Here is a 20,883-nt window from a genome sequence, read left to right on the forward strand (position 1 = left end):
GATGACCATCAAAGCAACCGTAATGGCCGCCGCCGTGCTGGCCGCGCTGGGCGCGGCGCCACTGGCCGGCGCCGCCGATTTCCGCCTGCCGGCGTTCGACACCGTCACCCTGCCCAACGGCCTGACCGTGTACCTGATGGAGCGCCATGAGGTGCCGCTGATCTCGGTGCGCGCCGTGGTCAAGGCCGGCGCCGTCAACGACGAAAAACAGCCGGGCCTGTCCAACCTGACCGGCGACGCCCTGCTGCTGGGCAGTAAAGCCCACAACAAGACCGCCATCGACCAGGCCTTCGACTTCCGCGGCGCCCGCCTGGCCGGCGGCGCCGGTACCGAGGCCAGCACGGTGCAGGCCAACTTCGCCCGCGCCGACAGCGCCACGCTGCTGCCGCTGTTTGCCGAGATCGTCCAGCAGCCGAGTTTCGACGAGGCCGAGCTGGCCAAGCTGCGCGACCGCAAGGTCAACGGCCTGAAGCAGGCCAAGGAGGCGCCGCGCAACGTGGTGGGCAACTACTACCGCGCCATGCTGTTCGGCGAGGCGCCGTACGCCAATCCGCCCGGCGGCACGGTCAGCAGCGTCAGCGCGCTCAAGCAGAGCGACGTGCAGGGCTACTACCAGCACTACTACCGTCCGGACAACGCCGCCATCATCGTGGTGGGCGACTTCCAGACGGCCGAGATGCGCAAGCAGATCGAGTCGCTGTTCGGCGCGTGGAAGGCCAGCGGCCCGGCGCTGCCGCAACAGGACAACGGCAAGGTGCAGGCCGACAAGGCGCGCGTGTGGCTGGTCAACAAGCCGGACGCGATCGAGACCACCTTCCTGATCGGCGGCGTCGGCATCGCGCGCAACGATCCGGATTATGTGCCCATGCAGGTGCTCAACACCATCGTCGGCGGCCGCTTCACCTCGTGGCTGAACGACGAGCTGCGCGTGAATTCCGGGCTGACCTACGGCGCCCGCAGCGAGTTCGCCACGCTGGCGCAGACCGGCACCTTCGCCATTTCCAGCTTCACCGCGCTGCCGAAGACCGAGGCGGCACTGGCGCTGGCGCACAAGACCTATCAGCGTTTGTGGGACAAGGGCATCGACCAGGCCACGCTGGAATCGGCCAAGGCCTACGTCAAGGGCCAGTTCCCGCCGCGCTACGAGACCGGCGAGCAGCTGGCTGGTTTGTTGGGCGATATGTACGCGTCCAAGGTCGGACGCGAGCAGATCGACAACTTCATGAAGGATGTCGACAGCCTGACGCCGGAGCGCGCCAAGGCATTGGTGGACAAGCACTTCCCGCGCACCAAGCTGCAAACGGTGCTGGTGGGGAAAGCCGACGCCATCCGCGACATCGCCAAGACCTACGGCGAAGTGACCGAGCTGCAGATCAGCGCGGACGGTTTCCAGCCGCGTTAAAGCTGGGGCAGCGCGCCGGCCGGGTCCAGCTGGCGCGCCAGGTGGGCGATCTCGTCCACCACGCCGGGGATGGCGTCGATCACCGGCGCCAGCTGCGCGCAGCCTGTCGCGCCGGGGTCCGCCTTCAGCGCCCGCTCGGCACGGTGCGCCAGGCCGGCCAGGCGGTCGGCGCCCACGGTGCCGGCCAATCCCTTGAGCGTATGCAGCAGCGGCAGCGCCGCGCCGCCGTCCTGCCCGTCGCCTGCCGCCTGCAGTTGGGCCGACAGCTTGTTCGCCTCCACCGCAAAACTGCGCAGCGCCACCAGATAGACCGAAAGCAGGCCGCCCATGCGCTTGAGCGCGGCCGCGCTGTTGATGCCGGCCTCCGCCAGCGGCGCCATGCCCGTCACATCGGCCGCAGCGGCCGCCACGGCCTCCACCACCTGCCCCGCCGCCATTTCCAGCGGCACGCCAGCGCGCCGCGCATGCCGCAGGATCACCGCGATCAACTGGACCAAGTCGAAGGGCTTGCCGATGTGGTCGACCATGCCCGCGTCCAGCGCGGCGACGCGGTCGGCCGGCATGGCGTTGGCCGTCATCGCGACGATGGGCGGAGCCTGCCCGCCCAGCAGGCGCTGGATCGCATGCGTCGCCTCGTAGCCGTCCATCTCCGGCATCTGGATGTCCATCAGGATCAGGTCCGGCGGCGGGCCGGCGCGCGTCGCGGCGGCTATCGCCATCTGCCCGGAGCTGGCCACCTCGACCTGCGCGCCCTCGTTGCCCAGCAACTCGCTGGCCACCTGCTGGTTGGCCGGGTTGTCGTCCACCAGCAGCAGCCGCAGGCCGGCCAGCCGCTGCAACGACGGCAGCGCCACCGCCGCCAGCGGCGCGCGCCTTTCCATGCGGGCGTCGGCCACCGCGTCGAACAGCATTGAGGCCGTCACCGGCTTGACCACGAAGCCGTCCAGCACCGGTTCCATTTCCATGTGGCGCTGCGCCAGCAGCTCGCGGTCGTGCGCGGTCACCATCACGATCAGCGGCAGCTTGCCGTGCGGCGCCAGCTTGCGGATCTCGCGGCTGGTTTCCCAACCGTCGAAAACCGGCATGCGCCAGTCGATCAGCACCACGTCGTAGGCGCGCTGCGCGGCCATGTGCTCGGTGACGGCGGCCAGCGCCTCATGGCCGCCACTGGCCACGTCCACCTGCCAGCCGAACGACTGCGCCATCTCACTCAGCACCATGCGCGCGGTTGGATTGTCGTCCACCACCAGGCAGGTCAGGCCCTTGAGCAGCCCGCGCTCCGGCGCCGCCACCGCGAGGTCGGGCGCCTCGGCCTCGGCCGGCATCGGCGCCACGCCGCAGGCGACCGCGAATTCGAACACGCTGCCCTGCCCCAGCGAGCTGGTCACGCCCAGCTCGCCGCCCATCAGGCGCACCAGGCGCTGGCTGATCGCCAGGCCCAGGCCGGTGCCGCCGTAGCGGCGCGCGGTCGATGCCTCGGCCTGCGAGAAGCCGTCGAAGATGCGCAGGCGCTGCTCGTCCGAGATGCCGATGCCGCTGTCGCGGATCGAGAAGCCTATCGTCAGCGTGTCGTCGGCGCGCGACAGCAACTGGGCCGACAGCACCACCTCGCCCTCTTCGGTGAACTTGATGGCGTTGCCCGCCAGGTTGAGCAGGATCTGCTGCAGGCGCAGCGCGTCGCCCACCACCAGCGCCGGCAGTTGCGGATCGATGCGGAACAGCACTTCGATATTCTTGCTGCCGACGTTGGCCGACAGGATCACGGCCAGGTCGCGCCACAGCTTGTCGAGCCGGAACGGATGGGGATCGAGCGCCAGCTTGCCGGCCTCCACCTTGGAGAAGTCCAGGATGTCGTTGAGCAGGCCCAGCAAGGCGCTGGCGGCGGCGTGGGCCTTGGCCGCGTAGTCCTGCTGGCGCTCGCTCATCTCGGTCTGCTGAAGCAGTTGCAGCATGCCCAGCACGGCGTTCATCGGCGAGCGGATCTCATGGCTCATGTTGGCGACGAACTCGGACTTGGCGCGGCCGGCCTGGTCGGCCGCCTCCTTGGCCAGGCGCAGCGCGTCGTGGGCGGCGCGCGCTTCGGTGGAATCGGTGCTGCTGCCCACCCAGCCCAGGACGCGGCCGTTGCCATCCTTCTGCGGCAGCGCGTGGTTGTCGAAGATGCGCCAGGCGCCGTCCAGGCGGCGCAGCCGGCAGTCGCAGCGGAAGGCGTCGCCGGTGGCGGCGGCGCGCTGCCATTCGGCCTGCAGCGCCGCGCGGTCGTCCGGGTGCAGCACCGGCGACCAGTCGCCCGCCTCGATCAGTGCAGCCGCCGGCACGCCGCTGAAGCGCTCCCAGTGGTGGCTGATGAAATTGAGGCGCAGCGCCGGGGTGACGGTCCACACCATCTGCGGCAAGCCTTCGGTCAGCGAGCGCCAGCGCGATTCGGACGCGGTCAGTTGCACCAGCGAGGCTTGCAGCGCGCGGTCGGCCTCCACCAGTTGATGCACCGCCTGCGACTGCTTGCGTATCGCGTACCACACGCCCGCCAGCAGCGCCGCCGCGAACGCCACCAGCACGCCGATGAAGAGCAGCGCGTTGCGCACCTCCTTGCGCCACGGCGCCAGGAAATCCTCGCTGGCCAGCGCGACCGCCACGTACAACGGATAGCGGCCGACCCGCTGCAGGCTCATCGTGCGCTCCAGCTTGTCGCGGTCGCTGATGATGTTGTAGGTGTCGCCGTCCTGCCGGCCATCGAGGATGGCCTGGGTCTGCGGCGAGATCTTGATGGTGTCGCCGATGGCCATGGTGTCGACGAAGGGATAGCGGTGCAGCACGCGGCGGCGGTCGTCGAGCAGCACGATGGAGCCGTGCGGGCCGATGTTGAGCGAGGAGAACAGCTCGGTCAGCCGCGAGCTGTTCATCAGCGTGTAGGCGGTGCCGCCGAAGCTGCCGTCCGGCATGGCCAGCGGGTAGACCAGCGGCAGCACCCACTCGCCGCTGATGCGCGATTTGACCGGCAGGCCGATGATCAGCTCGTGCTCGACCCGGGCGCGCGGGAAGAACTCGCGGACGCTCAGGTCCTGCGGATGGGCGAGGTCGATCTGTTCGCCGTAGACCACGCGGCCGGCCGCGTCCGAGCCGCGCACGGCCTGGGCGTTGGGGATGCGTTCGCGCAGCGTGCGCAGGTAGGCGCTGAACTTGTCCGGCTCGAAGCGGCCAGCCGTCTGCATGTCGCGGAACTCCACGCCGGCGCGGCGCATGGCCAGGTCGACTTCTTCGAAATGCGAATGGAGGAAATTTTCCAGCGAGACGGCCAGGTTGTGCGCGGTCTCGGCCGCGTTGGCGTAGTAGCGCGCCTGGCTGGCCTGCAGCACATGGGCCACAAACAGCGACACCAGCAGCAGCACCGCGGCCACCGCCGCGACGAGCACGCCGAACAGTTTACGGAACTTCTGCAAGGTATCCGGTTTCATGGCGGCCGGCGGTCTCTTTTGGTTTTGTTATGCCTCTACATTACCGCAAAAAAAACGCCCCGGAGGAGCGTTTTTTGTCTTACAAGCCTTGATTGGCGATATCGGCCAACGATTCCCGGCCCTTGTCGCTGAGTTCGAAGCCGCCCTCGGCGCGCGGCACGATGTGGGACTTCTTGCCGAGGAACAGGGCGACATCGGCGTCCAGCGGGCTGGCCGGATCGGCTTCGATGGCGCGCATGCCCAGCACGCAGCGGCGCAGGAACAATACTTCCTCGCCCTTGTCGGTGAGCGAAATGCGGCCGTTCCGGGCGATGCTGAACAGCTTGATGCCGGCCAGACGCTTGGTGTTGCGGCCCACGCAGGCGCTGACACGCTCACCCTGGGTGCCGCGCTTGACCTCATCGAGTGCGTTGTATTCGTCTTGCGTTAATTTCTCGTTCTTCATTGCCATTTTATCCATAAGAGACTGCTGCGGCCCTCATGGTACGCGCCCGGCGGGGCGGCGGCAAGGGATACGCCCTTCCGGCGCCTGCTGCGGCGGCACGGGCGTATCAAAACGAAAATAAAGTGTGGCTCAAAACGCTCGGATCGCCAGCCAGATCAGGCCGATGGTGGCAAACGCCGCTACACAAATCAAGGCTTGGACACGCTTCGCACTGAAGGCGACGCTACGACGGCCGAGGTAGATTTTGTTGTGTAAGGAATTGCCCATGATGCTCTCCGTGAGAGGAAAATCGATGACATGACTAAATTATAGAAACACTTTGGTTACGCCGTTGTGACAGCGAACACAAAGTTTAAAATATGTATCCGTTGAGCAACAGCCATCATACTTTCTCACGGGCATCACGGGATCAGGTTTTGACGGGTGGCTGCTTGGGCTGCGGCTCTTCGATGGGGGCGTGGTCCGGCAGCGGCATATTGTCCGGCGGCGGGTCTTTTTCCGGCTGGGGCGGCGGCATGTCGGGCTCGGGGGTGGTATGGGCGCGGGTGTTCATGGGGCGGTCCTCCTTGAAATAGGCTATCCATTCAAGAAGCAGATTAGGGGCTGCCGGCGGATAAACAAGCGCCCGATTGCACGCCAGCGTGCGTTGCCGCACGCTGGCGCCTTGCGCTACTTCGTCTTGACCATCGCGAGCACATCGTCCAGCGCCACCAGGTCTTCGCTGTTCTTTGGCGCGGTCGGGACGCCGGCGATGCTGCGCAGGCGCTTGGGGTCGATGAAGATCCGGCCATCCTTCACCGTCGCCAACGACCAGGAGACGCGACCCGCCTCGACGCCGACGATGATCTGTTTTTCAGTCACCGGATAACTCGGTCCCCATTCGCCGATGCGGGACTCGAACCGCCGGGTCTCGTCACCGGCTTCGCCGAGGTAGACCTGATCCACCTTGACGTCCATGGTCTGGCATCCTCCCGCGTTGGAGACGCAAATATCCGGAAAACAGGCCATCCTGCGCCGATGCGATGGAACAGCAGCCAAGCAGGGCGATGGCGATCAATTTGACGAGGTTCACGCGTACTCCTTATCTGGTTGAATCGAAGGGAAACATCTGCGCGGCGACCTGGTCCCAGGTGTCGCGCGGGCCGCTGGCCGGAACTTGCCGCATGCAGAACATGACGTCGGAATCCGGCCTGATCAGCATGCAGGCCGTCAGTTGGCGCCGCAAGACGACGCCGCCGGTCCCGCCATGGGATTCGAGCAGCGCGTCGAGCAGCAAAGGGCTGCCTTGCGCCATAAATATCATCGGCGTCAGCAACTCGAACCGGTCGCTGCAACCCACGATCGCGTCGCCGAAATCGAGCAGGCCGTCAAGCTTCCAGCGGCCCTCCTCCTGCTTCGCCATCAGGTTCCACGGGTGGACGTCCATGTGGATGAAGCGCGGCTCGCCCGCTTCCGCAAAGTCCCCCGCCGCTTCGATGTACGGCAGGACCTGGTCGAGCAAGCCGTCGGGCATGTTCCTGCGCTGGTGCCGCGCCAGGCATCCGGCGGTCAGCTCTTGGAGATAGGACGGCCAATCCACTTTAATCGCGATGTCCTCATCGAACGCCACCGCGCGCAGTTCGCGCAGGACCTGGCCGGTCTGGACCATGATCGAGCGCTTCTGCTCGATGTCCAGCGACGGCCACACGTCCGCCAGCAAAACACCTTTCAGGCGGCTCGTGATGACGAAGACCCAGTTGTCGATCTCCCCGCTGCCGATCAGGCGCGGCGTTTGCAGCGACAGCTTGCCTTCCAGTAGCGGGGCGACCACGATTTCCTTGTCGCCCTGCCGGCGCCAGTTGGGCGGCACCAGTTTGACGATCACCTCGCCGCCCAGTCCGAACAAGGCGTTGGCGCCTTGCGGGATTCTCTCCCACGCGCCATCCGGCAGGCCGAACTGCTGTTGAAGATGGCTCAACACCGGCATCCAGGCCGCCAGCGGCGCGCTCTGGATGAAGGCGTTGCACGCGGGGTTGTCCAGCCCCTGCGGCAGGCAGCCGATCGAGATCTCGCTCACTTGATGCGGAAGATCACGTCCACGGTCTGCGACCATTGCAGCGACTGAATCGACAGCAAGTCCTTGTCCGCCGACTTGGCGCTGGTGCCGCGACGATTGTTGTAGAAATCCACCGGCAGCAGGCCGACCGCGTTGGTCAGGTTGCGCAACTGGCCCGACGAGATGGCCGTGACCGCGCCCACCTTCTTGCCGAAGCCGGCCGCCATCCCCTCGGCGCGGCGCTGCGCATCCTTGATCGCGATGGCGGTCAGTTCCTGCTCGGTCTGCAGGCGGTCTTTCTTGCCGAAGCCGGTACTCATGTGGTCGATATTCGGTTTGCTCAGCAGACCCTGCATGATGGCGGTCCACTTGGTCAGGTCGCGCACGACGATGTGCACGGCGCTGCGGATCTCATATTCTGGCGCGGCGTTCGGATCGGGATTGGCGGATTTGCGCATTTCCTTGCGCATGTCGCGGAAGGACACCTCGGCTTCGGTATCCTTGCCGGAATCGCCGCCCTGCTCGGCCAGCAAGGCCTGCACTTCCGCCACGCGCGCCTGCACCACGGCCACGGCGGCGTTGGTGTCGGCGTCGAAGGCGCTGATGTCGAAATCAATCTCGCCCATGTCGGGCATGACCCGCAGGAAGCCTTCGCCGCCGACGTGGATGAAGGGGTAGTCCGGCAGGTTGGAGGCCTGCACCGCCATCGGCAACAGGGCTAAGGCAACGGCGAGTTTCTTCAGCATTCGAGCTTCCTTCGGGAGTGAAAGCTGGAGTATCCAATACTTTTTACTATTTAACAACTTGCAAAAAGCGCCGGCATGCCCATTTGCGACTTCAACAACAATCACTCGGGGGAAGAAGATGCTGGTTCCAAGACGTCCAAGGTCGGTGCATGACAACCGGCCGGTCGCCGTACAGGTGGTCAAGCAGGAAAAATCGGGCGCCGTCGACAAGCATGTGCTGATTGTCGAGACGCCCAAACTCAAGCCCGTGCCGCCGAAGGCCAAGTAGCTTACTTGCCCTTGTTGATCTCGCCGATCAGCAGGAAGGCCTCATGGTGGATGGCCTGCTCGGCCGCCTTGAACTCCTGGTTGGCCTTGACGAAGGCGGGCTTCTTCAGCTCGGCCTTTTCCTTGGCGGTCGGGGTCGGATCGGCGGGATACAGGCGCGGCGGGCCGTTGTAGGTCTGGGTCAGCACCTTCTGGCCGTAGCTGGACTGGTAGTACTGGGTCATCTCGACCGCCGTCTCCGTGCTGATCAGGCGCGCCACCGGCAGCGCCAAGCGGCTGTACACGGTTTCGTTGGGCAGCTTGTCGAGCTTGGCCATCATCAGCTCGCGCTGGGCCGGGCTGGGATACTTGCTCATGCCGGCGGTGGTGCGCACCATCTTCTCGGCCTGCATCGACACCAGCAGGTCATGCGCGGCCTTGACCTGGGCGGCGTCCGGCGCGGCGGTGGGGGCCGATGCCTGGGCCCACATGGCGCTCATCAGCAAACTGGCGGCTGCCAGGGTTTTTATCGGGTTCATGGTTGCTCCTTGAATGTTGGTATTGTTTGGTGCTGGCACGCATCATATTGCCAAACTCGCAAACATGGCCACATGATTGGTGCGTAGAATGTCGGCTCAAACAGTCAACAAGGCCCATCCCATGCAGCACACCCCACTGAACGACGACGAATACGATGCGCTGGACGCCCTGCAGGACGTCTCCTGGCTGGAAGGTTTCCTGACCGCCGTGGTCATCGGCCCCGGCTCGCCGGCGCCGGAAAGCTGGCTGCCCGCGGCCCTGAAGAATCCGGCAGCCGAGCCGCTGCTGCTGCGCCATTACCACTACATGCGCACTTGGATGAGCAAGGACCCGGGCAGCTTCGAGCCGATCTACGAATGCGGCGGCAACTGGGGACCGGAACAATGGTGCGAGGGATTCGAGGCCGGCATGCAGGCCGACGCGGCGGCGTGGGCGCCGCTGCGGGCTGCCCATCCGGAATGGCTGGCGCCGTTCCAATGCGAAGGCGACGCCTGGGCCGACGCGGTGACGCCATCGGTCATCCAGATCAACGCCTACTGGCATCCACCGAAAGGCCCGAAAGTCGGCCGCAACGATCCCTGCCCTTGCGGCAGCGGCAAGAAGTACAAGAAGTGCTGCGGCGACGCGGCCTAAACGTGCAGTTCGATGAACTCGCGCCAGTCGTCCGAGGCTAGCTCGAGCCATTGTTCGCGCTCGTCCTGGGTCGCGTTCGTCCAGTACGGCATCCAGAGCCAGTTCCACCAATAATCAAGGCTGCCCTGCAGACTGCCGGTGCCGCCGGCATCGAGGTCGGGAAAGGCCAGCCAGGGCGCGGGTGGCCGTAAGCGCATCGCGTCCAGCGCCTGAAGCATAGCCACGGAATCGGTCACCAGTTCGATGACATGGCCGCCAAATTCCCGGCGTTCGCTATAACGTGTAAAACTGTTTATATCGTTCGCATCTGCGGCCAGCAGGCTCAATACGCGTGGCGCGTCGGCCTCCGTTACCGCGAACAGGCGCCGCTGCTCAGCCAATGGTGTCGGTCTGCTGCGAGGCGATGAGGACGGCGCCGCAGGAAGTCTTCATCCCCTCCACCGCGGTGCTGACGCCCATGACGGTGTGCGTGACCGCGCCTTCGACGATGGTGTGCGTGCCCCGGCACTTGGGGCAGCTCACCTTGTGGCCCACGCCGGCCACCGGCTTGCCCATCACGATGACATCCTGATGACCCTCCAGCACCGTGCCGTGGTGCGATGTTTTGTCGCCCAGCCTGATGATCGCTTTCCCGCCCATATCGCCTCGCATTAATTCAATGCGGCGATCATAGCATTGCTATTTTCGCCACGTCGCACGACAGTAAAAATGACTCCCCACATTGGTGATTTTGAAAATTGCGGCGTGGAGGAGGAGCGCGCAGAATGCCCGTGACCGAGAAAATCTGCAAATCCCCCCTTCTTACCGAACCTGGAATCACCTTGAAGAAAATAGTCAACCTCATTGTCGCTTCGCTGCTCTTGCCAGCATCGGCCGCCGCCTTGGCGCAAGCTCAAAATCCCGTCATTTTTGCCGATGTGCCTGACATGGCCATGATCAGGGTCGGCGAAAATTACTATATGAGCAGTACGACCATGCACATGAATCCGGGCCTGCCCATCATGAAATCCACGGATCTCGTGAATTGGAAAATCATCAATTATGCCTACGAGACGCTGGCCGATACGCCGGATCTGAATTTGACGGCGGGCCACAACGCCTATGGCAAGGGCACCTGGGCCAGCAGCCTGCGCTTTCATAAGGGCATGTACTACGTCACCACTTTTTCGCAGACCACGAATGAAACCTATATCTTTAAAACGAAAGATATAGAGAAAGGGAACTGGGAAAGGACCTCTTTCAAACCTGCGTATCATGACTCTTCCCTGTTTTTTGACGACGATGGCAAAACCTATTTAATTCACAACGCCCATACGCTCAAGATCATCGAGTTGAATGATGACCTGACAGGCGCCAGGCCAGGCGTTCCGGAAAAGGTCCTCATCGAAAACGCCGACGCACCCGCAGGCGACAACATGGGCCTTATCGCCGAGGGCTCCCAATTATTTAAGGTGAACGGTAAATACTATTTATTTAATATTTGCGCACCAAAGGGCAAGAACCGGACAGTCGTTATCCATCGAGCCGATAGCATCAACGGCCCTTGGGAAGGGAAAGTTGGCCTTCAGGATAGAGGCATCGCCCAAGGTGGGTTGATTGACACGCCCGACGGGCGTTGGTTCTCTTATCTGTTCCGCGATTTTGGTGCCGTTGGCCGGATTCCCTATCTGGTTCCAGTCAAGTGGGAGAACGGCTGGCCCGTGTTGGGCGAAGGAGGCAAAGCTCCGGATCAGCTGGACTTGCCCGCCAGTACAGGTTTGATTCCCAACCTGGTTGCTTCCGATGAATTCAATCGAGAAAAAGGGCAAGCGGCGTTGCCGTTGGTTTGGCAATGGAATCATAATCCGGACAACAAGCTCTGGTCGGTACAAGAACGAAAAGGATATCTGCGGCTGAAAACAGGCAGGCTCGAGACCTCGTTTGTGCAGGCCAGGAATACGCTTACGCAACGCACCATCGGCCCGGCGAGCACTGGCGCCACCTTGGTGGATGTGTCGAAAATGAAGGAAGGCGATTTCGCAGGCTTGAGCGCCTTCCAGAAAAACTACGGACAGGTTGGCGTCAAAGTCGAAAACGGCAAAAAATGGATATTCATGGTCAACGCCGGATCCGATAAGCCTGTGGAGGTACAGCAGGTTCCCCTGACAGCTAACCAGGTCTATCTGAAGATCGATTGCGATTTCACCGATAAAAAAGATCAGGCCACCTTCGCGTACAGCCTGGATGGAAAATCATGGTCTCCGATTGGCGATACTTTGAAGATGACCTACGCCATCCCGCATTTCATGGGCTACCGTTTTGGCTTGTTCAATTACGCGACCAAAAACACCGGCGGCTATGTGGATTTCGATTGGTTCAGGATTAAATACCAGGATAAATAATGAAGAAAGGGGCCAGCAGGCCCCTTTTGTTTAGCGGCAGAGCGCGCTTACCGGGTTATCCCCCTTCGCCGTGATGACACCCAGGCGGTACGGAAGTTTGATGTAGTCGTCCACGCGCACCGCGGGGTCGTTCCCCTGGAAGAGGTATTCGAGCGGCCGGCACGGATCGATGGTCATCGTTTGATCGGGATTGGTCCGCACCATTTCACCGTGGGAGATTCCTTCCGACCAGATCCGTTCAACATTGTCGCGCGTCGCGAAAGCGTTCATCGGCGCGGAGGAGAACGGCTCCCATTTTCCGTCCAGGCCATTGCTCTTCCAGATCCGGAAGTAGCGTCCCTTGGGCGAAATGGCCTCCACCAGCGTGATGTAGGTATTCGTGTTGGCGATCTTGTAGGTATTGCTCGCCTCGAACACGTCTTCCTTTTTCTCGGTAATGACAGCCACCGTGTTATGGAAGCCCGCCGGGAACTGGCTCAATTCGGTTTCGGAGCGAAGCAAGCGTCCATTGTCGTCGGTATTGAACAGATAGCACTTCTTGTTGTCGCAAATCACCCAAAAATCCAGCCAGCCGGTGCCTTGTGGAGCCTTAATGATGTCGGGCGTGACTGAAAAGAACGGCTTCGGTGCGCTCCAGGACATCGGATCGCTGATGTCTTTCGAGGTCGAATACATCGGATCGCCACCTTGATAGACGAGATACCATATTTTCTGCGGAGCGAAATAGAACACTTGCGGCGCCGCGCGATAACCCGGCCCCATGGGGGACTTGTCCAGCGGGACTATCTTCGCGGCCGATGCTTCCGACCATTTGTCAAAGCTGGTGTACCCAAGTCCCCAGCCGGCGGTCCCTGCCGTCGTCACGAAGACGTGGTATTTGCCGTTCACGTAAACGATCGAGGGATCCTTCACGCCGTAGATTGTCTGGCCTGGATCTGGTTGAGGCGCGATCAGCTGCGGGCTCGAAGTCCAGTTAAACGTGGTGCTGCCGGCCATTGCATTGCTCCCGCCACATACCGCCAAGGCGGCCCACAAAGCCACCATCAAACTGCGTTTTTTTAGTCTCATTAATTTCTTCCATTTTTTGGCGTATCAAAAATTTTTTTGCGGAGCGAGCATAGACCGGACCATGCGCATGCGGATAAGGCAGACAGCAACGACTTCTGCAACTTGCTGCTTTGTTGAAGAAAAAGTGACAGAAGTGTTAGGTCTGCCTCGCCTCAAGAGATCTTCAAGGCGCTGGCGTAGGCCAGGGCGGGCATATCGGCCGGCAGCGTGACCTGCAAGCCCTGCGCGGTTTGTTCGAACGCCAGCGCACGCTTGGTACCGAGCAGCTCGACCCGCTGGATGCGGCCCGCCAGGTGGGGACTGGCGCTGCCCATGGCCTCGATCGACACCCTGCCCGATTCCGGCCAGCCCATGACGAAGGCGAACACGGTCTTGTCCTTGGCGGTGAAGCGCACATCGGCGGCCGAGAACGGTTTGCCCTGGCCCTCATTGAAGCCCGCGCCCGACAGCGGCGTGGCCGCCTCCCGCGCCACCGGCCCTTCCCCGTACACGGCCCAGGGCCGAGTGTCGTAGATGGCCTCGCCGTTGACCGCCATCCAGCGTCCGATCTCCTCGACGATGGCGCGCTCCTGCTCATCGATGGTGCCGTTGCCGCGCACCGGTACGCTGAGCAGCAGGTTGCCGTTCTTGCTGACCACGTCGATCAGCGTATGCACCACCGTCTGCGCGCTCTTGTAGGCCTTGCGCTCGTACAGCGACCGGTCGTAGTGCCAGTTGCCGATGCAGGTGCAGGTCTGCCATGGCAAGGGTTCGATCCGGTGGCTCTGGCCGCGCTCGATGTCCCACACCATGCTGCGGCGCTGCTGTTCATTGAGGATCTTGCCGTTGACGACGGCCTCGTTCCTGCCCTTGCTGGCGATGCTGCGGTTGTACAAGTGCGCGGTCAGGCGCAGGCCGACGTCGCTGACCGGCCACAGAGGCAGCACGGTGTCGTCGAAATACACCATGTCCGGGTCGTAGGCATCGATCAGGTCGCGCGTGCGGTTGAAGAACTTGTCGCAGTAGGCCTGGTTCGGAATGGCGGCGCCGCCGCCCCAGGACCACTGCTGGTCCCACACGCCGCCCTCGCTACCGTTCTTGCTCAAGGGATGGTTTTGCGCATACAGCGCTTGCGGATCGAGGCCTTCCCACCAGGTTCCCTTGCCGTCGGCCCGGGTCAGCTTGCCGTCGTAGGGAACGCCGGCGAGCGGGCCCTTCTTGTCGGCGCCCTGCGCCGTCTCGTACCAGGTCCAGGCGTGCGCGGCGTGCACGCTGACGCCGAAGCGCATGCCGTTGGCGCGGGCCGCCTTGCTCCAGCCGGCCATCAGGTCCTTTTTCGGGCCGACCTTCGTGACATTCCAGTCCGGCTGGTGGCGGCTGTTGTACAGGTCGAGGTTGTCATGATGGTTGGCCAGCGCCATGAAGTATTTGGCGCCGGCCTGCTTGTACAGGGCCAGCAAGGCGTCCGGGTCCCAGCGCTCCGCCTTCCACTGCTGGATCACATCCTTGAAGCCGAACTTGGACGGGTGGCCGTACTTCGCCACATGGTAGAGGTAGTGGGCGCTGCCCTCTTCGTACAAGCCGCGCGCATACCAGTCGCCATGTTCCGCTTCGCACTGCGGTCCCCAGTGCGCCCAGATGCCGAACTTGGCGTTGCGGAACCAGTCGGGCGTCTGGTAGTTCGCCAACGAATCCCAGGTCGGCGCAAACGGGCCTGCCGCGATCGCACCCGGGGCGGCTTGCGTCAGCGCGTCGGCGGCGCGCGCGTAGGGCGACAAGGCGACGGCCGGAATCGCCGCTCCCAGATGTTTCAATAATTGGCGTCGTTTCAAAATTACTCCTGTTATCGGTTAAAAAATTATTTCGAGCTGGCCGGCGCCGCGCAGTGCTGGGAAAGGTAATGGGCGTGGTCGGGCATCGCCTTGACCGTCCGCGCAATCATTTCGCGCCGGCTGGCGAAGTGCGCCAGCAGCTGCTCGAACTGCATGGTGTCGATCAGCGGATCGTCCTGCCTGGGCACGACGCCCAGCCCCATCAGCAGCGAGACGTGGGACTGCACGCCGAAGCCCTGCGTGTCATAGACGACGACGCGCCCGGTTTCGCGGAACAGTTCGATCTGGTGCCGCAGCGAATCCGGAATCGGCATGTTGGCGCAGTAGCGCCAGAACGCCGAGTCGGTCCGGTCGTTGACCTTGTAGTGCAGGACGATGAAGTCGCGCACGAACTCGTAGCGTTCCGCGATCAGGCGGTTGAACTCGTCCGCCAGCTCGGGACGGCAATCGCGCTGGGGAAAATACTGCAGCAGCCAGCCGACCGCGAGTTCGATGATGTTGATGCTGGTCGATTCGAGCGGCTCGAGAAAGCCGCTCGACAAACCGATGGCGACGCAGTTCTTGATCCAGCATTTGCGGCGCCGGCCGGTGGTGAAGCGCAGCTGGCGGGGCGCGTCCAGCGCTTCGCCGTCCAGGCCGTCCAGCAGCACGCGGCCCGCTTGCTCGTCGGTGGTGAAGGCGTCGCAGTAGACGTGCCCGTTGCCGGTGCGGTGCTGCAGCGGGATGCGCCAGGTCCAGCCGGCGCTCTGGGCGGTCGATGTCGTGTAGGGCGTGAGCAAGCCGGCCTTGGCGGACGGCACGGCCTGCGCGCTGTTACACGGCAGCATGGCGCTCCAGTCGTCGTAGCCGGCCTTGAACACGCCTTCGATCAGCAAGCCGCGAAAGCCGGAACAATCGACGAACAGGTCGCCTTCGACGCGGCGCCCGTCGCGCAGCTTGAGGGCGGTGATGAAGCCGCTCTCGGGGTGCTGTTCGACGCCATCTATCATGCCTTCGATCCGCCCCACGCCGCGGCGCATGGCATAGTCGCGCAAATAGGCGGCATACAGGCCGGCGTCGAAATGGTAGGCGTAGCTATAGGCGTCGCTGATGGATGGCAGCTCGCCGTGCGGCGGCGTGAAGCGGTTGTCGCGCGCCATCGCCGTCGCCACCGACCATTGCTCGTACGACGGCATATCCTTGAAGGCGCGCGACAGGCGCAGCCAATACATATACGCCGGCCGGTTGTCGATCGGCGGGCCGAAGTCGCCGAAGCCGTGGAAGAAGCGGTTGCCGACCCGCCCCCAATCCTTGAACTCGATGCCGAGCTTGAACGTTGCCTGCGTCTTCCTGACGAAGTCGGCTTCGTCCAGGCCCAGGGCATGATTGAAGTAGCGGATGGTCGGCAACGTCGCTTCGCCCACGCCGACGGTGCCGATCTCGGGCGACTCGACCAGCACGATCTCGCAGCGCCCGCCCAGCTTGAGCGCCAGCGGCGCCGCCGTCATCCAGCCGGCGGTGCCGCCACCGACGATGACGACTTTTCGGATTCCGGTATCGGACATAAGTGTCGCTTTCTGATGGTGTACCTTGGGAGGCGGCCCCGCACGCGGGACCGCCCTGCCCTTTAGTACGTGTAGCGCAGCGACAGGCGATAGCTGCGGCCAGGCTCGAACCACGCACGGGTCATGGCGCCGATGTGCTGCTGCTGGGTCTGCCTAACGATGCCATCCAGAAGATTGCTCGCCGAGAAGCTGACCTGCACATGGTCGCTGAAGCGATAGTCGACCCCGAAGTCCAGCTGGCCGGTCGCCTCCTGCCAGGTCGGCAAGCCCCAGGCCACGTCCGTCGGATGGACCGTCTTGCCGTCCACGACCGTTGCCCGGGATGGATCGGCGCTGGTGGCGCCGCCGTTGGGGTCCGAGGTGCCGTTGACGTTCACGCCCTGCAGGAAACGGCTGCGCCAGCTGTAGGCCAGGCGCGCCGACAGCGGCCCCTGGTCGTACAGGAACATCAGGTTGTAGGCGTTGGGCGACAGATACTGCAAGGGCATGTCGGTGAACGGCAGGCCATCGGTGTCGCAGCCATACAAGCTCAGGGAACTGTTGTTGAACGAGCCTGCGGCCGGGCAGTAATTGAGGGCGAACGGATGGTGCAGCGTCTGCTTGCTCTTGATGTAGGTGTAGTTCGCCGAGATGCCGAAGCCCTTGGCCCACTCCGGCAGCTTGCCCTCCAGCCCCGGCACGTTGTTGAAGTAGGTCTGGCCGGCGAGCTCCAGTCCGGCCACCTTGCCGTCCGCCGCGTTGGTCGGCGCGTTGATCAGGAAGGTTTGCGGGTTGCCGGCCAGGTCATTGTATTCAGCGACGTAGGCCGAGCGCAGGATGACGTCGCGCACCTTCTTGTAGAAGAAGGCGCCCGTCAGCGACGAGCCGCTGCCCGGATACCACTCGAGCGTCGCGTCAAAGCTGTTGGCCCTGGTCGGGTCCAGCTTGACGTTGCCCTTGTTCGTGCCCCGGTAGATGATGCTCTGGATGGTGTTGGTCTTGCTGTCGAAGCCGATCGCCTGCTCGAGCTCGACGTATTCGGCCAGGTCGCCAAAGCTCGGCCGGTACATCGACTTCGCGAACGCGAAGCGCGCTTGCAACTTGTCGGTCAAGTCCATCTTCAGGTTAACACTCGGCAGCACGTCGAGATAGTCGTGGCTGGAGTCGATCGGCTCGTCGATCTTGCCGAACTTCGGCACGGACGCCGGCGCGCTGCTGCTGTAGGTCGGCTTGAACACGGTGTAGCCGTGGGCCGTCGTGTTGGTGTGGACCACGCGCACGCCGACGCTCCCTTCGACCGGGAAGCGCAGGTCGTCAAACCCGAAACGCGTCATCAGGTAGGCGGCCTGCGTCTTCTCCGACTGCAGCCGGGTCTTTGCCGGATCGCCGTCGTAGACGAAGGGCTTCCAGTCGACCTTGTTCGAGCAGTCGTCGTTCTTGTGCCAGTACGCGTTGGCGTTCTCGCATGAGTACTGGCGGATCAGCGCCAGCTTCTGGTAGGCGGCGGGATAGTCCTTGACCGCGTCCATGGTCGGCTGCACCAGGGTCGGGGGCGCGGGGACCTTGCCGTTGAAGAAATCGGTGTAATTGAAGGCGGTGACCGGCAGCAGGGCCGCGTACCTCGGATCGCTCATATAGCCGAAGTTGGCGTATGGCTGCCAGCCCTTATCCTTGTCGGCCTGGCTGGGCAGCTGCCCCGGCGTGCTCGTCGGCACGATCGCCCACGGCTCGGCGTTGCTGTACCAGGTATCGCCGCTGGCCTCGGTGTGGTCGGACGTGCGCTTGGTCAGGCGCACGCCGAAACGCACGTCACGCAGCACCGGATGGTCGAACTTGTAGCGCACATCGGCCTTCCATGCATACAGGTCGGCTTTGGCCTTGTCATCGCCCGTCTGCACGTTGGAGATGTAGTAGTTCTTCGGATCGGCCAGGAATTTTCTCGCCGCGTCGTCGAAGGTGATCTGCCCGGGATTTTTGCTCAGGTCGATATTCATGCTCGGCACGAAGGTGGCCAGCACGATGCCGCCACCAACAGACCGGTTCGTTGCATGGACCCATTGCAGGTCGTTCTGGACCGACCAGCGATCGTTGATGGTCCACTTGGCATTCCAGGCGATCTCCCGGGTCTGCGACTTCCGTTCGGCATAGGCCTGGTTGGAATTGAAACCCAGGCCGCCGGCCGCGAACTGATTCGCGCCCGCGCCGCCGATCGGATAGGTGTACTTGGCCGACTGCAGGATGCCGTTGGCGTCGAACACGGGGTCGATGAGCTTGGACAGATAGGGATTTTCCACCCCCGTGAACGAAGCGTTCTCGACGCTGCTTTCCTTGTAGCCCGAGTGGAAATACGTCAGCGCGGACTCCATGCCCGACTTCTTCCACTGCAGCGCGCCATAGATGCCGGCGCGGTCGTTCTTGCTGGTGTTGGTACGCCACGATCCGGACTTGGGCACCCATACGGTTTGTCCGGGCACGACGTCGGTGCGCGGGAAGTAGGCGTCCACCTGCAGCGAATCGTTGTGGGTATTGCTCTCGTTGGCGGACAGGTCGAGCAGCGCGCCCCATTGGCCGAAGTCGTTTTCCCAGCGCTTGGAGACCAGGCCGGAGACCGCGGGCGAGGATTTCGAACCGAGCGCGTTGTAGTTGAGGCTGGTCGAGGCGGTGAACTTGTCGCCCTTGTAGTCGAACGGCAGCGCGGTACGCAAGTCGACCTGCCCGCTGACGCCGCCCTCGACCAGTTCGGCCGGCGGATTCTTGTGCACGACCACCGCGGACATCAGCTCAGGCGGGATGTCGCCCCAGCTCAATTCACGTCCCGGCCAGCCGGCCGAGAACGATTCGCGGCCGTTCAGGGTCGACGAACCCCAGGTCAGGCCGCGCACCGAAATGCCGGAGCCCTCGACCGAGAAGTGCTCCGGGTCGCCGCGCGAGCGGTTGCGGTCCATCGTCACGCCGACCACGCGCTGCAGCACCTCGGTAATCGACTTGTCGGGCAGCTTGCCGGCCTCTTCGGCGACGACGCCGTCGATGACCTCTTCGGCGTTCTGCTTGAGCTTGGCCGCCGATTTCATGGCCGCGCGCTGTCCGCTGACCACGACGGTGACCATCTCCTCGTCCTTGGCGGCCGGCGCCGCAGGCGCGGTTTGCGCTTGCGCGGCGGCGCTGTACATCGACGCCAGCTGCGCCGCGGCGAACGCCAGCGCGGTCATTCTCAAAGGCTTCCGATGCATCATTTTTGCGATTGTTCTCATTGTCTCCATCCTATTGAATTCGTATAGTTGTCCTGCCGTGCGCCATCACTTGAAACTGATTTTCCCCATCGTTACGCTGGTCGTGTAGGTGTCGGTCCCCGTGGTTGGCACCTTGTTGTTGATATCCGGGACATTGAACTCGAGCTTGGAGATCGCGTAGTTCTGCAGCTCGTTCCAGACGTCGAGGTCCGGCAGGCCGCAACTGTTCGACACCGTGAACGACTTGAGATCGATGCTTTGCTCTTGCACGCCCTGCACGGGGGACGCGAATACCGGGGTCACGAACTTCTCCAGCACCACGTTGCAGTTGTTGGCGTAGTGGCCGAGGTACAGCCAGACCCTGAGCCGGGTCTTTTGCGCGGCGATCATTTCAGGGTTCATCATGAGATCGAACCTGATCGCCTTCTGCGAATCGATCCGCACACCGGCCTCCGTGTCGGCGCCGGAGACGAGACTATCCAGGGTGGCTGCGTACAACCTGAGGCCGAAGTAGCCGCCGAAATCAGGAACGCTGGACTGTTTGGCCATGGAGAACGTGAGTGTGCTGCCGTCGGCTGCCACGGTGGCCTTGTTGGAATCCGAGGCGTACGATTCGATCTTGCCGTTGTCCGCGGTGCGCCCGGCATCGTTTGCCTTGTAGCCGCCTGCGAAGACCAGCGTGGGTGCTTCCGCCGTGCCGACCGGGATGGTCTTGGTCACCGAAGCCGCATTGAAGTAGTCGCTGCCGGGCTGGGTGGCGGAGACCACGCACAGTCCATCGGCCAGCGTTTGCAGCGTGGTTCCGCTCACCGAGCACACCGCCGGCGTGCTGGTGGCAAAGGTGATGGGAAGGTCGGCCAACGCGGCCTTGCTGGAAGCTGCCGCCACCTGCACCGATGTCCCCACGGGCAGGGCTCCCGGGTTGAGGAAGCCCAGAATAACCTGATCGCTCTTGGGAACGACGAAAAGCTGGCGCTCCGTGGCCGGGGCGTATCCGTTCCCGCCGGCCTGGTTGGCGCTCACCGAACACTCGCCCGCCTTCAGCAGCGACAGCGTGGCGCCGCTGACGCTGCACACGGCCGGCGTGTTCGACACGTAGGTCACCGGTCCGCCGGAACTGGCCGTCGCTTTCAGCGTAACGGTCGCGACCTGGGGCGGGGCCGCCAGGACAGCGCCGCCCGGGAATGTGAAGGAAATGGCCTGCGCCGTCCCGCCCTCGCTGCCACCGCCGCCACCACCGCAGCCGGCCAGCAACGTGGCACAAGCCAGTCCGACCGCCGTCATCTGGAATTTCATAGTATGTCTCCTCATTGGGATGTTCCTTTCTTTTTGTGTTTGCTAAAATTTCCCGGCACGCCTCCGCCCGGG

19 protein-coding genes are annotated in these 20,883 nt (G+C 63.4%); 4 read left to right on the forward strand and 15 right to left on the reverse strand.

Features of this window, described 5'->3' with window-relative positions; genetic code table 11:
• Position 1 precedes the first annotated feature (1 nt).
• A complete protein-coding gene (locus tag ACUJB0_RS25930) occupies positions 2-1,402 on the forward strand; it encodes a M16 family metallopeptidase (protein WP_444847755.1) in 1,401 nt (466 codons plus the stop codon).
• Here ACUJB0_RS25930 and ACUJB0_RS25935 read toward each other — a convergent pair.
• From ACUJB0_RS25935 to ACUJB0_RS25965, 7 genes are all read right to left on the reverse strand, one after another.
• Positions 1,399-4,857 (reverse strand): response regulator, encoded by a 3,459-nt coding sequence (locus ACUJB0_RS25935; RefSeq protein ID WP_444847756.1) that lies wholly within the window; start codon positions 4,855-4,857, stop codon positions 1,399-1,401. The two genes, ACUJB0_RS25930 and ACUJB0_RS25935, sit on opposite strands and share 4 nt — an antisense overlap.
• Before the next feature lie 79 nt (positions 4,858-4,936).
• Complete coding sequence (locus ACUJB0_RS25940; protein ID WP_161084375.1) at positions 4,937-5,302, reverse strand: hypothetical protein; 366 nt, start codon at positions 5,300-5,302, stop codon at positions 4,937-4,939.
• A 129-nt stretch (positions 5,303-5,431) separates the two neighbouring features.
• Positions 5,432-5,569 (reverse strand): hypothetical protein, encoded by a 138-nt coding sequence (locus ACUJB0_RS25945; protein WP_175001208.1) that lies wholly within the window; start codon positions 5,567-5,569, stop codon positions 5,432-5,434.
• A gap of 142 nt (positions 5,570-5,711) precedes the next feature.
• Positions 5,712-5,855, reverse strand: coding sequence for a hypothetical protein (locus tag ACUJB0_RS25950; protein ID WP_444847757.1), 144 nt, complete (start codon positions 5,853-5,855; stop codon positions 5,712-5,714).
• A 116-nt stretch (positions 5,856-5,971) separates the two neighbouring features.
• A complete protein-coding gene (locus tag ACUJB0_RS25955; protein WP_444847758.1) occupies positions 5,972-6,259 on the reverse strand; it encodes a hypothetical protein in 288 nt (95 codons plus the stop codon).
• Positions 6,260-6,383: 124 nt separating this feature from the next.
• The gene (locus tag ACUJB0_RS25960) at positions 6,384-7,358 is read right to left on the reverse strand and encodes a phosphotransferase family protein (RefSeq protein ID WP_444847759.1); all 975 of its coding nucleotides are present in this window, start codon (positions 7,356-7,358) and stop codon (positions 6,384-6,386) included.
• Positions 7,355-8,083 (reverse strand): SIMPL domain-containing protein, encoded by a 729-nt coding sequence (locus tag ACUJB0_RS25965; RefSeq protein WP_444847760.1) that lies wholly within the window; start codon positions 8,081-8,083, stop codon positions 7,355-7,357. The genes ACUJB0_RS25960 and ACUJB0_RS25965 overlap by 4 nt, the downstream gene beginning before the upstream one ends.
• A gap of 118 nt (positions 8,084-8,201) precedes the next feature.
• Between ACUJB0_RS25965 and ACUJB0_RS25970 the strand changes: the two genes are divergently transcribed.
• Positions 8,202-8,351 carry a hypothetical protein gene (locus ACUJB0_RS25970; RefSeq protein ID WP_444847761.1) on the forward strand — a complete coding sequence of 50 codons (150 nt, stop codon included), beginning with the start codon at positions 8,202-8,204 and terminating at the stop codon, positions 8,349-8,351.
• 1 nt (position 8,352) lies between these two features.
• Here ACUJB0_RS25970 and ACUJB0_RS25975 read toward each other — a convergent pair whose 3' ends face one another.
• Positions 8,353-8,868 carry a hypothetical protein gene (locus tag ACUJB0_RS25975; RefSeq protein WP_444847762.1) on the reverse strand — a complete coding sequence of 172 codons (516 nt, stop codon included), beginning with the start codon at positions 8,866-8,868 and terminating at the stop codon, positions 8,353-8,355.
• Positions 8,869-8,989: 121 nt separating this feature from the next.
• On the opposite strand from ACUJB0_RS25975, the gene ACUJB0_RS25980 reads away from it, so the two are divergent.
• Positions 8,990-9,502 (forward strand): UPF0149 family protein, encoded by a 513-nt coding sequence (locus ACUJB0_RS25980; protein ID WP_444847763.1) that lies wholly within the window; start codon positions 8,990-8,992, stop codon positions 9,500-9,502.
• On the opposite strand, the gene ACUJB0_RS25985 is transcribed toward ACUJB0_RS25980, so the two are convergent.
• Both ACUJB0_RS25985 and ACUJB0_RS25990 read right to left on the reverse strand, forming a co-directional pair.
• Positions 9,499-9,828: a hypothetical protein gene (locus tag ACUJB0_RS25985; protein WP_444847764.1), complete on the reverse strand. Its 330-nt coding sequence runs from the start codon at positions 9,826-9,828 to the stop codon at positions 9,499-9,501. The two genes, ACUJB0_RS25980 and ACUJB0_RS25985, sit on opposite strands and share 4 nt — an antisense overlap.
• A 46-nt stretch (positions 9,829-9,874) precedes the next feature.
• Positions 9,875-10,141 carry a PAAR domain-containing protein gene (locus ACUJB0_RS25990; protein WP_161090822.1) on the reverse strand — a complete coding sequence of 89 codons (267 nt, stop codon included), beginning with the start codon at positions 10,139-10,141 and terminating at the stop codon, positions 9,875-9,877.
• 131 nt (positions 10,142-10,272) lie between these two features.
• On the opposite strand from ACUJB0_RS25990, the gene ACUJB0_RS25995 reads away from it, so the two are divergent.
• Positions 10,273-11,883 carry a glycoside hydrolase family 43 protein gene (locus ACUJB0_RS25995; protein ID WP_444847765.1) on the forward strand — a complete coding sequence of 537 codons (1,611 nt, stop codon included), beginning with the start codon at positions 10,273-10,275 and terminating at the stop codon, positions 11,881-11,883.
• A gap of 30 nt (positions 11,884-11,913) precedes the next feature.
• Here the strand turns inward: ACUJB0_RS25995 and ACUJB0_RS26000 are convergent, their stop codons facing one another.
• The 5 genes from ACUJB0_RS26000 to ACUJB0_RS26020 all read right to left on the reverse strand — a co-directional run bounded on the left by ACUJB0_RS26000 (position 11,914) and on the right by ACUJB0_RS26020 (position 20,826).
• Entirely contained in the window at positions 11,914-12,879 is a 966-nt protein-coding gene (locus ACUJB0_RS26000; protein WP_444847766.1) for a glycoside hydrolase family 62 protein, read from the reverse strand.
• A gap of 224 nt (positions 12,880-13,103) precedes the next feature.
• A complete protein-coding gene (locus ACUJB0_RS26005; RefSeq protein ID WP_444847767.1) occupies positions 13,104-14,744 on the reverse strand; it encodes an alpha-L-fucosidase in 1,641 nt (546 codons plus the stop codon).
• A gap of 44 nt (positions 14,745-14,788) precedes the next feature.
• A complete protein-coding gene (locus ACUJB0_RS26010) occupies positions 14,789-16,306 on the reverse strand; it encodes a tryptophan halogenase family protein (protein ID WP_444847768.1) in 1,518 nt (505 codons plus the stop codon).
• Positions 16,307-16,368: 62 nt separating this feature from the next.
• The gene (locus tag ACUJB0_RS26015) at positions 16,369-19,494 is read right to left on the reverse strand and encodes a TonB-dependent receptor (protein WP_444847769.1); all 3,126 of its coding nucleotides are present in this window, start codon (positions 19,492-19,494) and stop codon (positions 16,369-16,371) included.
• Between the two features lie 87 nt (positions 19,495-19,581).
• Entirely contained in the window at positions 19,582-20,826 is a 1,245-nt protein-coding gene (locus ACUJB0_RS26020; protein ID WP_444847770.1) for a hypothetical protein, read from the reverse strand.
• Between the last annotated feature and the right edge of the window lie 57 nt (positions 20,827-20,883).

Source organism: Duganella caerulea (assembly GCF_040362985.1).
Taxonomy (GTDB): Bacteria; Pseudomonadota; Gammaproteobacteria; order Burkholderiales; family Burkholderiaceae_D; genus Rugamonas; species Rugamonas vulcania.

Bases quoted from the DNA above. Each gene is read 5' to 3' on its own strand.
- ACUJB0_RS25930 (WP_444847755.1), top strand. From the start codon at position 2: ATGACCATCAAAGCAACCGTAATGGCCGCCGCCGTGCTGGCCGCGCTG.
- ACUJB0_RS25935 (WP_444847756.1), bottom strand. From the start codon at position 4,857: ATGAAACCGGATACCTTGCAGAAGTTCCGTAAACTGTTCGGCGTGCTC.
- ACUJB0_RS25940 (WP_161084375.1), bottom strand. From the start codon at position 5,302: ATGAAGAACGAGAAATTAACGCAAGACGAATACAACGCACTCGATGAG.
- ACUJB0_RS25945 (WP_175001208.1), bottom strand. From the start codon at position 5,569: ATGGGCAATTCCTTACACAACAAAATCTACCTCGGCCGTCGTAGCGTC.
- ACUJB0_RS25950 (WP_444847757.1), bottom strand. From the start codon at position 5,855: ATGAACACCCGCGCCCATACCACCCCCGAGCCCGACATGCCGCCGCCC.
- ACUJB0_RS25955 (WP_444847758.1), bottom strand. From the start codon at position 6,259: ATGGACGTCAAGGTGGATCAGGTCTACCTCGGCGAAGCCGGTGACGAG.
- ACUJB0_RS25965 (WP_444847760.1), bottom strand. From the start codon at position 8,083: ATGCTGAAGAAACTCGCCGTTGCCTTAGCCCTGTTGCCGATGGCGGTG.
- ACUJB0_RS25970 (WP_444847761.1), top strand. From the start codon at position 8,202: ATGCTGGTTCCAAGACGTCCAAGGTCGGTGCATGACAACCGGCCGGTC.
- ACUJB0_RS25975 (WP_444847762.1), bottom strand. From the start codon at position 8,868: ATGAACCCGATAAAAACCCTGGCAGCCGCCAGTTTGCTGATGAGCGCC.
- ACUJB0_RS25980 (WP_444847763.1), top strand. From the start codon at position 8,990: ATGCAGCACACCCCACTGAACGACGACGAATACGATGCGCTGGACGCC.
- ACUJB0_RS25990 (WP_161090822.1), bottom strand. From the start codon at position 10,141: ATGGGCGGGAAAGCGATCATCAGGCTGGGCGACAAAACATCGCACCAC.
- ACUJB0_RS26000 (WP_444847766.1), bottom strand. From the start codon at position 12,879: ATGGCCGGCAGCACCACGTTTAACTGGACTTCGAGCCCGCAGCTGATC.
- ACUJB0_RS26010 (WP_444847768.1), bottom strand. From the start codon at position 16,306: ATGTCCGATACCGGAATCCGAAAAGTCGTCATCGTCGGTGGCGGCACC.
- ACUJB0_RS26015 (WP_444847769.1), bottom strand. From the start codon at position 19,494: ATGACCGCGCTGGCGTTCGCCGCGGCGCAGCTGGCGTCGATGTACAGC.
- ACUJB0_RS26020 (WP_444847770.1), bottom strand. From the start codon at position 20,826: ATGAGGAGACATACTATGAAATTCCAGATGACGGCGGTCGGACTGGCT.